Raw genomic sequence first — 14,328 nt, 5'->3', positions numbered from 1 at the left:
TCTTCTTCTGCCTTACCTATGTCTTCTTGCTGAATGCAGGGCGAGACAGCGCAACACCTCTGTTGAGCAGGCTGGTTGATGTCTAGCGTGGAGTGGTGCAGCCCCCGACCTCAAGAGGTAGCGATGGAGCCGACAGACCCGACCCTTTTCCAGTTACTGATCGCCGAACGTCAGTGGCAGAGATACGAGGTGTTCCTGCGGCGGTACGAGGACGCGGCGCGAGAGCTGGCCGCTCTTGAGGGGCCGGAGAACCTGGCCACCGCCACCATTGAGCGGCGTCAGTTCCTCCGCTGGGCACACGGCGAGATGAGGGGACTGCCACGGACAGAGGCTCGACGCATCCTCGAGTACCTATTCCGGCCCGCTCCCGTCAATGCGCTCTTCTCGCCTGCCGAGCGGCCCACCGCTCGGCCAACTCTTGTACCTGCAGGTCCCACGGAAGGCGGGGCAGGATTGCAAGGCGAGTACGTACCCGAGGATGTGGTGATGGAAGCAGCCAACGAGTCGGCCAGTTTTGCGGCCAGGGTGGAGGGCAGTAACTGCGGCCCTCACACCATGGAGCAGCTGGAATCCGACATTCGGCGGATAGTGACTACCTATCCGAACCGTCCCGTGGGCCCGCTTTTCCAGGAGGTCAGGGTTCTCCGCAATCGCTCCTTTGAGCTCCTGGAGGGTCGCCAGCCTCCCCACCTCACCCGCGATCTGTACGTAGCCGCGGGCGTGCTCTGTGGCGTATTGGCCAACGCCAGTTTCGACCTTGGGAAGTACGTGGCGGCCGAGACCCAGGCCCGGACCGCATTCATGTGTGGCGAGCTCGCCGGTCACAACGGGCTCCGAGCATGGGTCCGTGGCCTGCAAGCCCTGATCGCCTACTGGGACGGCCGGCCCGGTGATGCCGTACGACTTGCAGAGGCTGGCAGCGGGTTCGTGCCTGAACAAGGCACAGCGCACATCCGTCTGATGAGCATCAAGGCGCGAGCCCACGGGCAGCTGAGCCAGCCCACTGAAGCGCTCACCGCCCTTCTCGAAGCCGAAGCCATGCGCGAGCGGCTCACCGCTGGCGATGACCTTCCCGGCGGGATGATGGCGTTTCCGTTTGAGAAGCAACTCTTCTACGCCAGCAGCACCCATCTGTGGCTCGGCGGGCGAGAACACCTCGGTGATGCCGAAGCCGCCGCCGACGAGGCGGTCACCTTGTTCGAAGCGGCCGCACCCGAGCAACGTCGTCTCGGCGAGATGTCGCTGGCGCGCATGGACTTGGCCATGGCCCGCATGGGCCGCGGAGACCTGGACGGAGCTGCCCACCAGGTGCACGCCGTTCTGCAGGTTAACGCGCGGAGGGGCACGGAAAGCGTCAGGAAGAGGCTGGGACACTTCACACGGAACCTCGCCGTGCATCCTGGAGCCAGGGCCCCGATTGCGATCGGGCTGCGTGAAGCACTCACGGCTCATCACGAAAGGCACGCCCTTGAGCTGCCGTCAGGAGGCATTCAGTGACCGCGGTGACCTTGTTGAACCCCGGCTCGATGGGCGCGCCCCTGGCCGCACAGGCTGTGAAGGCCGGGCATCGGGTTCGCTGGGTTGCCGCAGGGCGCAGTGAACTCACCCGCTCGAGGGCCGAAAGGGCGGGCCTCGTTGCGTGTGCTTCGCTGCATGAAGCCTTGGCGTCTAGCGACGTCGTGCTTTCCGTGTGCCCGCCCCACGCCGCGGAGGATGTGGCGGCCGTCGTAAGCCACCACAGGTTCACCGGCATCTACGTGGACGCGAACGCGATCAGCCCCCAACGCATGGCTCGGATCGCGGCCAAGATGCCGGCTGAATGCACGCTGCTCGACGGCGCCATCATCGGGCCGCCGCCCAGCGACGGGCGCGCTGCGCGGCTCTACCTGGCCGGGGATCATCGGGCGTACCAGATGGTGGCTGACCTCTTCGAGGGCACTGACGTCGTGGTCCGGATGGCTGGGGACCAGCTCGGCGCCGCCTCGGCGCTGAAGATGGCGTTCGCCAGCTTCCAGAAGGCTGCGCGGACGCTCGCCGGTGTCTCCCATGCTCTGGCGAAGCAGCACGGTGTCGGCGATCTACTGACTGCGGAAGCGCAAGTTATGACATCCGAGATTCTTTCCGACCCCGGATACCTGCCAAGCGTGGCCGCGCGAGCCTGGCGCTGGGGGCCCGAGATGATCGAAGTCGCGGAGACTCTGAGTGCGGCGGGCCTCCCCGCTGACATGGCTAAGGCGACGGCCGCAGTCATGCGGCTGTGGGAGCAGAACAAGGACCGGACTGATCTGCCGCTCGCTGATGTGCTCTCCCACCTGCAGAGGAATACGCCGCAGCCCTAAATGATCACGGTGCTCGCCAGGACCGCAAGCGATCAGCGATGTCAAAGGTGTCCAGCCGTAAGGACTTGATGTCCCCGATCAGCTGGATCCACTGCGCCTGACTCGCGTCGACAGTCTCGCCGGACGCCTCGATGTAGGCGACTGCGACGGCGTATGCGTACAGCCCGTTCCGGGCGGGCAGCGCCCGCTGCAGCACGAGGGTGTCCAGCAGGGCGGCGGCCCGCCAGCAGGCGTCCGGGTCGGAGGGTGCTCGTCGCCCGCGGACAGGTCGGCCCGCTCTTGCTTGCGCGCCAGCCGGACCGCATCCGGGGCGGTGACCTCCACCAGGACGAACCCGAGGCCGGTGACCGCCTCCACGTCCGGGGCCCGCAGGTCGTCGCAGACCAGCACAGCGTCCGGCCTCGCCACCTCGGCCTGCCGCACGCGCCGGGTGAACACCTCGGTCAGCGCGACCGGGTTGATACGCCGCAGCTGGGTGCCGAGAGCGTTCAGCAGCTGGCCGTCCTGCTCGCTGCCGTCCAGCAGCGGGCGCCCGGCCATCGCGTGCACGACGGCCTGGAGTTCGTACAGCGGTGCCCCCACCTTCAGGGTCAGCACGTCCGCACCGGCGACGGCCAGTTCCTGCGCGAGGAGACCCGCGAACGAACTCTTGCCGGCCCCGGGCCTGCCGTACAGCGCGACTTTGGGCATGACTGGGCTCCTCTCAGCGGCTCCGGATGAAGTCAGGCGGGCCCTGGAACTTCCTGCAGTCCGACGACTTGGCCGGCCTGCGGCGTGTCCCTACGCTCAGGGCCCGTGACGACCATGTTGGCCACCCGCCCGGCCCCTGGGCAGGGCCCGACTGTCCGCACTTGTCCGCAGCTGACCCAAGGCCCGCCAACGCCCCGGGGAGCGGGTGTTTGCTGGTCACAGCAGCACGGATGCTGTCCGCACCACCGTGCGGACAGCCGGATCACCACAAGGGCGTGGAGGTAGCGATGCCGGAGACCGACGAGGAGACCTTCGCCGCAGCACTGCGGCGGCTGAGGGGAACGGTGACGCTGCGGGAACTCGGGCGCCGGGCCGCGTGCAGCAAGAGCATCATCAGCGATCTCGAACACGAGCGCAGATCGCCGACGCTCCCGATCGCGCTCACTCTGGACAGGGCCCTCGGGGCAGGCGGCAGACTGGTCTCCTTAGCCGAAGCTCAACGACAGCGCTTGAGCAAGGAGACGGCCGAAGCAGGTGCGGACAGTGCCGTGGACGGTCTCCTGCGGGAATGGGACGACGTGTGGCGCAGAGACTTCCTCAAAAGCGCGGGCGCCGCCGGTGCCGCCCTGGCCACCGGCCTGGGCGCGGGCCCTACGGCCACCGCGGGCGGCCGTGACCTGATGGACGCCCACATCGCACTCAGAGCCGCCCACGGCCGGCTGGACAACTTACGCGGAGCGTCCGCCGTCTACGCCCACGCCGTCGGCCACCACCAGCAGATCCTCGCCTGGCACGCCACCGCCGCCAGCCCTGCCGAGCGGCAGCAGATCGCCGCGCTCGCCGCCGACACCGGCGGCTTCGTCGGCTTCCTCACCTACGACCTGGGCATGGCCGAGAACGCCGCCACGCACTACCGCGACGCCGCCGCCCACGCCCGCCAGGCCGGCGACCTCTCCTCCTGCATCAACCTCATCGGCCAGATGAGCCGGATCCTCACCGACCAGGGGCACTACCGCCGCGCCCTCACCCTCGCCGACGGCGCCCTTCATCTGGCCGGCACCAAGGCCCACCCCGCCGTACGGTCCTGGCTGCACGCCGTCCGCGCCCACCACCGCGCCTGCCTCGGCGACGCCCGCACCACCCAGACCGATCTCGCCACCGCCTGGAAACTGCTGGAGCGCGCCGACGACGGCGAGAAACCCCTCTACATCGGCTACCTGGACGCCGCCGAGCTCAACAAGTGGACCGGCCACGCCATGGCCCGTCTCGGCCAGAAAACCCCGTCCCTCCTGCGCGCCGGCCAGACCGCTCTCGACGAAGCCCTCGCGGCCTGGCCCGCCACCAGCGTCCGCGGCTCAGCCGAGGTACTGACCGCAAGCGCCCGCATCCACACCGCCCGCGGCGACCGGGACACCGCCGCCGACCTCGCCTCACAAGCCGTGGCCATCGCCACCCAAACCGGATCGGCCAGGAACCTGCGCACCGCCCTGACCGCCGCAAACGGATGAAAACGGTGTTGCACCGCGCTCGGCACTTGCCCGGGGAGCGAGCCCGGCCGTCGGCCCCGGCCGGTGTTCCTGGAGCTGCCCGCACCCGTCGTCGCCGACGCCCCCGGCTACCACCAGGTCACCACCGCCAAGCTGGCCGCCCAAGCCGGAGACACCTGGAGCCGATACGCCGCTGGAGATCACCTACGGTCACCATCCGGCTGCGCACCACAGCGAACTGACGACAGTTAAATCAGTACCGAGGCCGGGCACGCCGATCGAGTACCGGACGCCGGCACGTATTGAGGGGCGGGGTCTGAATCGGTGCCGACCATCCTCGGCTACGTCAGCGCCAAGTGGTGGCCGACTGCTGGCCGTCAAGGTCGAGGTGCGGCACGGTCTTCGCGTACGCGGCCTCGACGTCCTCGGGGTTCCCGGCGAACTGGTACTTCTCCCAGGCGGACTGGCGAGTCACGCCGAGCGCGTCGGCGAGCTTCTGCCAGGGCTCCTTCCGGTACCGGGCGCGAGCCACGGCCACCACCCGCAGCGGCTCGGTTCGCCCCTCCAGCTCACGCAGTGCGGCCAGCGTGGCGAGCGGTTGCTGCTGGGCCAGCGAGTACAACCGGCCGAACAGGTCGTCCAGGTCGTCGGCGACGTCGACCGGATACATCGCCTCGGTCTTGGCCGCGAGGTGCTTTTCCCAGTCGGCCTTCACCGCGACCGCTGCTTTCGCCGGGCTGTCGCTGACCGGATGGGAGGGGCCGTGCCAGGTGCACTGGCACTCGGCACGCAGCGCGGCCGGTGCCCCGGAGCGCAGGTCGAAGGTGACGAGCCCGGTGTACTGCCAAGAGTCCTCTTCCCGCCAGGCGTGCCCATTCCAGATCCGGCGGTCCGGCGCCCCGGAAGCATTGAGGGCACGGGCCACCCCCTCGTGCTCGCGGCGCCCATCACGCTCGTCGTTCCACATGTCAGTTCCCCTCTCCAGATCAACGCAGGATGTCAGGAGAGCCCGACATCCCGTCTTCTGTCAGGCTCTCCTGACAGTTCGGCTGGAAGTTGTCGACCGGCGCGGCGGCGGACCCCCTCTCCCGGACCGTGCGGCCGCCTTCAGGGGAATGTCCGTGTGGCCGATTACTCTCGCTCACATGAACGAACCCACCGCCGCCCCTTTCGATCCGTACGGCTTCCCTCCTGACCTGATCGCTGCCCAGAAGCGGGCTGCTGATCTGTATGCGGAGCTGCACCGTTTCCAGGCGACGCTGGGCTGGTCGCGGGAGCCGCACGAGGGGTGGAGCGACGTCGGGTCGGGGCAGCGGCGCGAATCGGCGCGGCCCCGGACGGCCGGGTGGGAGGAGCAGGAAGCGGCGGAGTACGACCAGCTGTGGCGGGAGCTGCGCGATGCTGCCGCCCTGGTCTACACCCACCCGCACTGGGCGAAGTGCCCCGACGCGTACAAGGCGCGGCAGGCACTCAAGCAGGTCCCCGAAGCTCTGCCCACCGCTGTACCCGAGCCGGGGCAGGCCGGCGTCGTCGCGGCCGCGTGAGCACGCTGGCAATGGCCGCGGAGTAGCTTCCCCGTGTCCCCCCGAGCTGACGCTCGTATGCTGGAAGTCACAGGGGTGGCGGAAGGAGGGACGGTGCCTGTCCTGCTCTCGACTGCCGTGCAGTTCGGCCTGGTCAGCATCCCCGTGGCTGTGGTGTCTGCTACCGAAAGCCACAGCGTCAGCTTCCGCCAGATCCACCTGGAGGACGGCGGCCGGGTGCGGAACCGGAAGATCTGCCAGGAGTGCGGGCAGCAGCTGCGGCAGGATGAAATCGGCCGCGGATGGGAGCTGCCCGACGGGTCGCTGATGGAGGTCACAGACGAGGACCTGGACAGTCTGCCGCTGGAGCACGTCCGGGCGATCGAGGTCATCGGCTTCAACCAGGCCGAGTCCGTGAACCCGATCAGCCTGGGTCACTCGTACTACCTCGCGGCCAAGGGCGCCATCGCCGCGAAGCCGTACACGCTGATCACCAAGGCTCTGCAACGCACCGACAAGATCGCCGTCGTCCGCTACTCGCTGCGCGACCGGACCCGGCTCGGCCTGCTGCGGGTCAAGGACGACGTGCTGCTGTTGCAGCAGCTGCTCGCGCCGGACGAAGTCCGCTCGCCCACGCTGGTCGGCGCGCCCGAAGCGGACGTCGAGGACGACGAGGTGCAGGGCGCGCTCCAGCTGGCGGAGGCCTTCGACGCGGATGATCTGTCCGGCTTCCGCGACACGTACACCGACGCACTCACCGAGATCATCAACGCGAAGATCGAAGGGCGCGAGGCGCCGGCAGTCCCGGAGCAGGAGGGGCCGGGCGCTCCGGTCGTGGACCTGATGGCCGCGCTGAACGAGTCCGTCGCAAAGGCCCGGGCCACACGCGGCGACACCGGCCAGGACGCCACCGTCCACACGATGACCGCCCCGAAGAAGCGGGCCGCCAAGAAGTCCACCACGGCGACCGTCAAGAAGGCCGCGGCGAAGAAGACGGCCGCCAAGAAGTCGAGCGGACGCAAACCGCGAAGCGCCTGAGCTGCAGACGCCGGAGTACTGCCCTCCTGCCCTGCCGGCGATCTGATCGGCTCTGTTGAGGGCCCGCCTCGCATGTCAAAGTTGTCCTGTCAGGGGGATCACGACGAGGGGGTTGGGTGCGTGGCTGCGGAATCGGCGCGTCAGGCGCAGTCGGAGTCGGGTAAGGGGGGCCTTGTGCCCGACCGTGACCAGATGATCAGAAAGCTCGTCGAGAGTGAGCAGCAGCGTCTCGGACTCGCCAAGCAGGACCTGGCCAAGGTGCTTGGCATCACACCTCGGCAGTTCCGCAACTGGCTGACGGCGCCCTCACGGCTGGACCTCGGCCAGGTGGAGAAGCTGGCACGCGCGCTGGGAATGAGTCCCTCCCGCCAGGCCGATCTGTACGTCCTGATGGGTCTGCTGCCCCCGGCGCCACCGGTCGAGGAGCTCAGGCGCAGTCCGGAGATGGCCGTCTACCAGAGGATGATCGACGGACAGGGGTCTCCTTCTGTCGTCTACAGCGCCGCCTGGGACGTCGTCCTCTACAACGGTCCGTTCTGGGACTTCTTCGGACGCGTGCCCCCGCACGAGACTGCCCACCCCACCCGCAACCTCACGCGCTACGTGCTCTTCCATCCGGACGCCCCGTCGATCCTGGGGGGAGGAGACGGCGAGGCGTACCGCGAAATGTGGCTGATGCCCGCTTTGGCGAACTTTGCGGCCACCCTTCGGCAGTGGCCAGCTGACGAACGGCTGATGGCCATCGAGCAGGACATCAACAGCCTCCCCGATCTCCGGCACGCACACGGCAATGTGCCGCGCTGGATCGTGGAGCACAGCGACATTCCCATCAACGCCGACCCGCGCCCCGTCCGCGACCCGCGCACAGGGGAAATGGCCGAGGTCCGGATCGTCCTCGAAGCGCACCAGGGCTACCAGGCGATGACGCTCCAGCGCTCCACGTGGATTCTCACCTGACCAGCGGGCTCGGGCGGTAGGCTGCGCGTCCGCTCGCCTAGATATTCGAACACGTGTTGTACTTTGGGCCATGGTGTCTCGCACGTTTCCCGACCTGGTGCAGGCTCAAGTGGCCTGGGACCGCACCTACGCGGAGCTCGCCGCCTCGCGGCCACGGAGCATCATGGCGCTGCGCCGCCGACTGCTGCGGCTCTCGGTGCGCGTCGTTTTCCATCCGGTCTGGTCGACGGCGGCGGTCTGGTTGACGCGGGCCTCGCGGACCTGCGCCAGCTCGCCCGCGACAGCAACCGCAGAGAGGAGAGGGCATCGTGATGGACCACCTGAGCTCCCGGCAGGAGCGCATCCTCGTCTGCATCAGGGAGTGGATTGCCGAGACGGGCGAGGCCCCGAGCATCCGCCAGATCGGTGAGGCCGTCGGCCTCTCGTCCACCTCGTCCGTGGTCTACCAGCTCGGCCGTCTCGAAGACCGCGGGCTGATCAAACGCGGCCGCCGCTGGCGGGACTGCCGCATCAGCTGAGGAAGGGACGGCCGCCATGAGGCACGTCGACGAGCCGGAGCAGGCGCCGCCCTGGCGGCCGGAGCTCGGTCCCCCGCCGGTCGTACGGACGTGGCCGTACGGGCACGCGCCCGGCATGCTCGTGCTCGCGGACAGCCACTGGGTCTATGCCGTGGTGCGGGCCCGCCACGACTACCGCGACGGACGGACCGTGTTCCATGTTGCCGTCGATCTTGGGCGCGACCTGACGGTCCGGGCCCGCTTCTACCGGTGGCCACAGCAAGGCTTGCGCTGGGCGCACCCGGGCACTGCTGAAGGGCCCGAGTCCACCTCGCGCGATTGAGGCGCGTCGAGTTCGAACTCTCATCTCCCACGAGGCTCTTCCGGCCCCGGGCAATCTCGCCGATATCCACCGTTCGACGGATGCCGGGGGTCGAATTAGAGGAATCGGGGGTGATCGGTTGATGTTCCAACGGCTACCGTGCAGAGAGCGTGTTCCGGCCGCCTCGACCAGGCGCTGCAGGGGCACGCCGCTGCGGATTGCGGTCCAAGGCACAGAGAAGGATCCTTTCCTCCTGGGCCGGCGGGGGTGAACAGCCGGGCGAAGACTGAAGAGCACAGAGCACAGAGCACAGAGCACAAGGGGGCAAGATGGCTGGCGAGCCTGACGTGGTGGCACCGGCGGCACTGGGCACCGATCGCGAGCATGATCAGCTGGTGCGCAACATTTTGGACAGTGCGCTACGGAAGCGGGGGATCTACCGCAAGGACTTGGCGAAGGAGCTGAAGGTTCACCCACGGACGCTCCGGAATTGGCTGCAGTGTCCGACCGGGCTGACCGCTGAGCAGATCGAGCGCCTCTGTGCATGCCTGCCGATCAGCGCGGAGAACCGATTGAATCTCCGTCAGCTGACTGGTCAGAGGCCGTCCATGGCGACCGTCAGGGAACTCAAAGGCCTGCCCGAGATGGACATCTACCGGCGGGTGATCGACGGCTGCTCCTACCCGTCCATCGTGACGGACCGCGCCGCGGAAAACGTCATGACGAACGCCGCCTACGACACGATGTTCGGAGTCGTGACACCGCACAGATTCGCCCACCCCATGCAGAGTGGGCTGAAGTACATCCTGTTCCACCCGCGGGCCTATCTGATGCTGGGCGGTGGCGATATGGATGCGTTCCGCGAGTTCTGGCTCATGCCTGCCCTGGCGCACTTCAGCGCAGCATGGGAGCAGCACCCAGACGATGCGAATCTGCTGACGATGGAACGGGAGATCCAGCGGCGTCGCAGCCTGCGTCGTGCCCACGCGGCCACCCCCGCATGGATCCTCAAAAGCGGGGACATCCAGGTGAACACCCAGCCAAGGCCGTTCCGAGATCTGCGCACAGGCGAGCTGACCACGGTGCACGTGGTGACCGAGGGGCACCGCGGCTATCAGGCCGTCATGCTGACGCACACGTCTTTCATTTTCAGCGATGTCCCTACCGTTCCGCGAGCCGGGGGCGATTCGTCGCCTGCGCGAGCTCGGCGGCCAGCCGCGCGACCGCTCTGACCGAATGTGCTCCGGCGGTCTGCCGGAAGCGGCGTATCAGAGCGGAGCCGACCACCACGCAGTCCGCGTGCCTGCTGACTTCTTGTGCATGGCCGGGGGCGAGACTGCTATGCCCACGGCGAGGGGGAGCCGGGTCACGGCGCGCAGGCGGTGCACGAGCTGGGGAAGGGCTGGATGAGGTGCGCCTGGTAAGTCCCCCCGTTGGGCTAGGTCGGTGGCGTCGTGGCCATCGCCCGTTGTGCGGTCTCTATCATCGCCACTCCGCCGGAATCCGCCATCAAGGGGAACCCCGTTTCCCCCGCCGCCCCTTTGTGCCCTGACCGGAGGGAATCGGTGGAGTGTGGAGTGGCGTTCACAGCCCGGCGTCGATTCCCGTGAGGCAATCGACAGGATACGAAATGGGGGCCTTACACAGACGCACGTGTGGCCGGTCCCGGGGAGTGCGGGGAGTGGGACCGGCCACATCTGGTTGCGCTGCTCAGTGTTCGCGGCGCGGGTGCACAGTCATCGGCATTCGTGTGGGGTGGGCCATGGAGGACTTTGCCTCTGCGGGTGCTTTCGTGCCCGGCACGGGCCGCAGCTTCCAGCGCGGCAGGATCGTTGCCAGGGTGATGGTCCCCTCCATCCACGAGAACCGGTCTCCCATGCATTTCCTATTGCCCGCCCCGAACATGACGGTGTGCTCGCGCGGCCGCCTGTCCACGTGTTCGGGAAGCCAGCGGCTGGGGTCGAAGCGGTCCGGGTCCGGGTAGAGCTCCGGATTGCGGTGCAGGGCGTACAGGCTGAGCAGGACTTCGGTATCGGCGGGCAGCTCGTGGCCGCCGACCGTGACCGGCTTGGTCGTCCGGCGCATCAGGGCCACCACGCCGTGCAGCCGGAGCGCCTCGTCCAGGACCCGGGTGATGCTGGGCAGCTGGGGGACATCGGCGAAGGTCACGGGTCGGTTCCCCACCACCTTGTCGATCTCGTCCAGCACCTCGCGCTCGATGTCGGGATGCTCCGCCAGGTGGTGCAGCGCCCAGGCGAGGGTCGAGGCCGTCGTCTCGGTGCCGGCGAACAGCATCGTGGACAGTTCGTCCCGGAGCTCCTCATCGGTGAGGCCCGCCCCGGTGTCGTCGCGGGCGGCCAGGAGCAGGGACAGCAGATCGGTACCGGATTCCGGGTCGCAGGCCCGGGTCCGGGTGATGACGTCGTCGATCACTCTTCGCATCCGCGCCGCGGACTTGTCGAATTCCCTCCAGATCGGCCAGTTGTCCATGAAGGTGGGTGCCAGCGCGCGGCGCAGCATGTATTTGAGGATGACCGGCAGGTCCTCGCGGACGGACTCGACGGCCGGGCCTCCGAAATCGGCGCTGAACAGCGTCGCGGCCAGGGTCTCGATGGCATACCGGCCCATCACCTGGTTCACGTCGATCTGCTGTCCGGCGCTCCATGACGCGGCAAGCATCTCGGCCCGCTCGCTCATCACTTCGGCGTATCCGGCGAGGCGTTCCTTGTAGAACAGGGGCTGAATCAGACGCCGGTTGCGGATGTGCTGCGGCCCCTCCGCGTTGGCGAGGCCGTTGCCGACCAGGGGGCGCACCCGGTCGAAGATGCGGCCCTTCTTGAACGACTTGGCCTGCTTCACCAGGACCTCATGGACCGTGGTGGCGCTGGTCGCGACGACGATCGGCATCGTGCCTATGCTGAGCCGCAGCACCGGCCCTTCGGTGTGCAGCGATCTGAGGACTGCCAGCGGATCCCTGAAGAGCCTCGGGATGTGCCCGAGGCCGGGGACGCTCCCCTTTGCGGCGGGTATGGCTGTCAACGACACAGGGCTTCCCAATTCGTGAGTGGGCGGTTTCAGCTCGGCCCAGGATGGGCTTCTGGACTGTCGAGATGGACTGGGGCAGGGGCAACCAAGCTATCTACTAGGCGCCATAGTAGAAGTGTTCTGGGCTGCGGCAACAGGGGCACATATGCCAGGAGTTACGCGGCACCGTCACGCCACGCCGTGGCAGTACCAGCTCCGCATCCAGACGGTTCGCCTGTTCCCGGCAGGGATGGCGCCTTCGAGCCGAGACGCCAGGGACCGCGGAGGGGAAGCAGCCCGTCCCTGGCGCCATCATCGCGATATCCGCGCGGGAGACCAGGAAGGGGAAATTCAATTTCCCCCTACTCGTCGTTCGGCCGGGAACTCACCGCTGACGAGCGCCGCGGACTCATCCTCAGCGTGCCCACCGATATCTGCCCTTCCTGACACTCGCGCCCGTGGCAATGTGCAAGGCTCGGTCGCATCGTCGTAGTGGTCCAGGTCAGTGTGAATCTGGCAGTCAGGATTGACGAAAAGGAAGGTTCCTTGGCCTTCTGGCGGGGGTAACTCGGGCAATCAGGCGGTGAGGGGGAACCGTCTGAGGACGTCCCCTTCGCGTTATGGGACGACCTCGAGTACTTCTGGGAGTCGCTGGGACTGCCTGAGCGTCCGCTGTGGAACGTGGACGGCGTCGGCCGGCTGCCGGCTGCCGAGAAGGTGAGACTCGCCGCGCTGCCGATCGGGCTGGTTGCCGGGGCTGGCGGGTTCGTCGTGTGGCTCGGGGCATTGATGAACGACCACTGGGGCATCTACGCCGTCGTGCCACAGGCCGTGCTGATGCTCGCGGTCGTATGCGGGGCGGCGGTCGAGCGACGCCGGAGGTGGGAAGAGCGGCGCTCGCGCGGCCTACGCATGACGCTGTCGCAGCTGGATTCCGTGGATCACCGGGAGCTCGAGTCCATTGGTCGCGACCTGATGCGGCGAGACGGGTTCACCGCTGAGCGTGTTGGGCGCGGCGGGGACGATGCGTGCGATGTACGCGGAGTGGACTCTGATGGGCGGATCTGGGCCGTCCAGTGCAAGCATTCGGCGCGACGGCTGGACGGGTAAGGCCACGGGCGTCGAGGTGCTGCAGCAGGTCAATGGCACCGCCGAGCCGGTTCACGGCACCCGGTTCGCGGTGATCGTTACCAATGGTCGATTCAGCAAGCCCGCTGTGGCGTGGGGCGCCCGGTACGGGATCCGGTTGGTGGACCGGCATGCGCTCCAGCAGTGGGCCGACGAGCGGCGCCCGCTGTGGGAGGTGCTGGGCAATGTCCGGAGGCCCCGGCGTCTGCCCGGCCGCGCACGATGAACCGCACTTTGACCACTGGAGGTTGGCATGGATGGCAAGGACCTCATCGACTACTTGGAGGCCCCTTCCCGCTACCCCCGGCACACGTTCCGCGGCGACGGGTCACTCGATCCGGTGGACATCGGGGACCTCAACGGGGTCCTCGGCAGGGTCAGCCACTTCGTAGAGCGGCTGCGCCTACGCGAGTTCTGTCTGCGGACGGAGAACTGGTCCGGCCTGGTCCTGGTCTACGCCATGGACGCCCCGGAGCCGCGCGACCGGCTGCGCGAGGCCCTGGAGACGGACAGGTTCACGGTGACGGAGCGCCGCAACGAGTACGGAACCTCGCTGGAGGTCCACCCCAGGCAGGTCGATCTGATCATGACCAGATACGACCTGATCGTCGATACGATCGCCGAGGTCCTGCCGGAGGCGAGGGAGATGGCCGATCTTCAAGCCGGCGTGGCGCAGCGTCTCGGCCATCCGGTGCCAACCGGCCTGCTGCGCGGCACGATCCAGGTCTTCGACATCTCCCTCATGGAGCGCCGGAAGGGCAGGCCGTTCGGGTCGAAGGTCCCCCAGGGCATGGTGCGCCTCGTAACCGCTGCCCTGGAGACCGACGTGATCCCGCCGCTGTGCGGACGGCTGCCGACTTCGTAGTCTCAGAAGATGGGCCCTCCCCCAGGAATCCGCCGCATCGCCCTGCACACCATGACGACCGGACTAATGCGCCACGACCGCACCCTGTCCGGCGTCCGGTCCTTCGCCCACCGCGTTGGCGCACTCACCTGACACCCGGGCCGCACTTCTCGACCGCAAGACGGCAGCCAACGCAGCCCTTCTGACGGCCTTTTGACCATCCTCGTCGAGTTCATGGCACAGAGACAGCGACAGCGGGTCGAGAGCTCAGTGCTCTTAGCGCGGGCAGCCCGGCCAGGCCCGTGTCGAGCATGATGCGGTCGACCGTATCGGTGAGGGTGCTGTCGGCCTCGATGACGGTCTCGATACCCCTCTCGGCGTGTACGCGCACAAGAACGGGCAACCGGAACTTCAGGCTGAAGTACAAGTCGCCCTCGTCCTCAACAACGCGTGATAACACGAACACTGAAAAAACCTCA

At 67.8% G+C, this 14,328-nt stretch carries 17 protein-coding genes; 13 read left to right on the top strand and 4 right to left on the bottom strand.

Going from position 1 to position 14,328, the window contains the following annotated elements; translation table 11 throughout:
• Positions 1 to 123: 123 nt before the first annotated feature.
• Complete coding sequence (locus tag OG293_RS41055) at positions 124 to 1,497, top strand: hypothetical protein (protein WP_331752364.1); 1,374 nt, start codon at positions 124 to 126, stop codon at positions 1,495 to 1,497.
• Complete coding sequence (locus tag OG293_RS41050; RefSeq protein ID WP_331752362.1) at positions 1,494 to 2,339, top strand: DUF1932 domain-containing protein; 846 nt, start codon at positions 1,494 to 1,496, stop codon at positions 2,337 to 2,339. Before OG293_RS41055 ends, OG293_RS41050 begins: the two co-directional genes overlap by 4 nt.
• A gap of 78 nt (positions 2,340 to 2,417) precedes the next feature.
• Here OG293_RS41050 and OG293_RS41045 read toward each other — a convergent pair whose 3' ends face one another.
• Positions 2,418 to 3,029: an ATP-binding protein gene (locus tag OG293_RS41045; RefSeq protein ID WP_331752360.1), complete on the bottom strand. Its 612-nt coding sequence runs from the start codon at positions 3,027 to 3,029 to the stop codon at positions 2,418 to 2,420.
• Between the two features lie 287 nt (positions 3,030 to 3,316).
• On the opposite strand from OG293_RS41045, the gene OG293_RS41040 reads away from it, so the two are divergent.
• Positions 3,317 to 4,537, top strand: coding sequence for a helix-turn-helix domain-containing protein (locus OG293_RS41040; protein WP_406003920.1), 1,221 nt, complete (start codon positions 3,317 to 3,319; stop codon positions 4,535 to 4,537).
• A 325-nt stretch (positions 4,538 to 4,862) separates the two neighbouring features.
• Here the strand turns inward: OG293_RS41040 and OG293_RS41035 are convergent, their stop codons facing one another.
• On the bottom strand, positions 4,863 to 5,483 hold the full coding sequence (locus OG293_RS41035; protein ID WP_331752356.1) for a hypothetical protein: 621 nt from the start codon (positions 5,481 to 5,483) through the stop codon (positions 4,863 to 4,865).
• Between the two features lie 178 nt (positions 5,484 to 5,661).
• On the opposite strand from OG293_RS41035, the gene OG293_RS41030 reads away from it, so the two are divergent.
• From OG293_RS41030 to OG293_RS41005, 6 genes are all read left to right on the top strand, one after another.
• Positions 5,662 to 6,060 carry a hypothetical protein gene (locus tag OG293_RS41030; RefSeq protein WP_331752354.1) on the top strand — a complete coding sequence of 133 codons (399 nt, stop codon included), beginning with the start codon at positions 5,662 to 5,664 and terminating at the stop codon, positions 6,058 to 6,060.
• Positions 6,061 to 6,153: 93 nt separating this feature from the next.
• Positions 6,154 to 7,077 carry a Ku protein gene (locus tag OG293_RS41025; protein WP_331752352.1) on the top strand — a complete coding sequence of 308 codons (924 nt, stop codon included), beginning with the start codon at positions 6,154 to 6,156 and terminating at the stop codon, positions 7,075 to 7,077.
• Between the two features lie 192 nt (positions 7,078 to 7,269).
• Positions 7,270 to 8,034: a helix-turn-helix transcriptional regulator gene (locus OG293_RS41020; protein ID WP_331752350.1), complete on the top strand. Its 765-nt coding sequence runs from the start codon at positions 7,270 to 7,272 to the stop codon at positions 8,032 to 8,034.
• Between the two features lie 311 nt (positions 8,035 to 8,345).
• On the top strand, positions 8,346 to 8,552 hold the full coding sequence (locus tag OG293_RS41015; RefSeq protein WP_331752563.1) for a hypothetical protein: 207 nt from the start codon (positions 8,346 to 8,348) through the stop codon (positions 8,550 to 8,552).
• A 16-nt stretch (positions 8,553 to 8,568) separates the two neighbouring features.
• The gene (locus tag OG293_RS41010) at positions 8,569 to 8,874 is read left to right on the top strand and encodes a hypothetical protein (protein WP_331752348.1); all 306 of its coding nucleotides are present in this window, start codon (positions 8,569 to 8,571) and stop codon (positions 8,872 to 8,874) included.
• A gap of 308 nt (positions 8,875 to 9,182) precedes the next feature.
• The gene (locus OG293_RS41005; protein WP_331752346.1) at positions 9,183 to 10,085 is read left to right on the top strand and encodes a helix-turn-helix transcriptional regulator; all 903 of its coding nucleotides are present in this window, start codon (positions 9,183 to 9,185) and stop codon (positions 10,083 to 10,085) included.
• A gap of 478 nt (positions 10,086 to 10,563) precedes the next feature.
• On the opposite strand, the gene OG293_RS41000 is transcribed toward OG293_RS41005, so the two are convergent.
• Entirely contained in the window at positions 10,564 to 11,898 is a 1,335-nt protein-coding gene (locus OG293_RS41000; RefSeq protein WP_331752344.1) for a cytochrome P450, read from the bottom strand.
• A 660-nt stretch (positions 11,899 to 12,558) separates the two neighbouring features.
• Here OG293_RS41000 and OG293_RS40995 point away from each other — a divergent pair.
• The 4 genes from OG293_RS40995 to OG293_RS40980 are packed head-to-tail and all read left to right on the top strand — an operon-like array spanning position 12,559 to position 14,002.
• On the top strand, positions 12,559 to 12,987 hold the full coding sequence (locus tag OG293_RS40995; protein ID WP_331752342.1) for a restriction endonuclease: 429 nt from the start codon (positions 12,559 to 12,561) through the stop codon (positions 12,985 to 12,987).
• A gap of 16 nt (positions 12,988 to 13,003) precedes the next feature.
• On the top strand, positions 13,004 to 13,231 hold the full coding sequence (locus OG293_RS40990) for a restriction endonuclease (protein WP_406003919.1): 228 nt from the start codon (positions 13,004 to 13,006) through the stop codon (positions 13,229 to 13,231).
• A gap of 27 nt (positions 13,232 to 13,258) precedes the next feature.
• Positions 13,259 to 13,870, top strand: coding sequence for a hypothetical protein (locus OG293_RS40985; protein WP_331752338.1), 612 nt, complete (start codon positions 13,259 to 13,261; stop codon positions 13,868 to 13,870).
• 9 nt (positions 13,871 to 13,879) lie between these two features.
• Positions 13,880 to 14,002, top strand: coding sequence for a hypothetical protein (locus OG293_RS40980; protein WP_331752336.1), 123 nt, complete (start codon positions 13,880 to 13,882; stop codon positions 14,000 to 14,002).
• A gap of 79 nt (positions 14,003 to 14,081) precedes the next feature.
• On the opposite strand, the gene OG293_RS40975 is transcribed toward OG293_RS40980, so the two are convergent.
• On the bottom strand, positions 14,082 to 14,276 hold the full coding sequence (locus OG293_RS40975) for a hypothetical protein (RefSeq protein ID WP_406003918.1): 195 nt from the start codon (positions 14,274 to 14,276) through the stop codon (positions 14,082 to 14,084).
• Positions 14,277 to 14,328: the final 52 nt, after the last annotated feature.

Origin of the sequence: Streptomyces sp. NBC_00829 (genome assembly GCF_045161795.1) — a bacterium.
Lineage (GTDB): Bacteria > Actinomycetota > Actinomycetes > Streptomycetales > Streptomycetaceae > Streptomyces.
The sequence above is the reverse complement of the archived record's forward strand: the minus strand, read 5'-3'. Positions and strand labels throughout refer to the sequence as shown.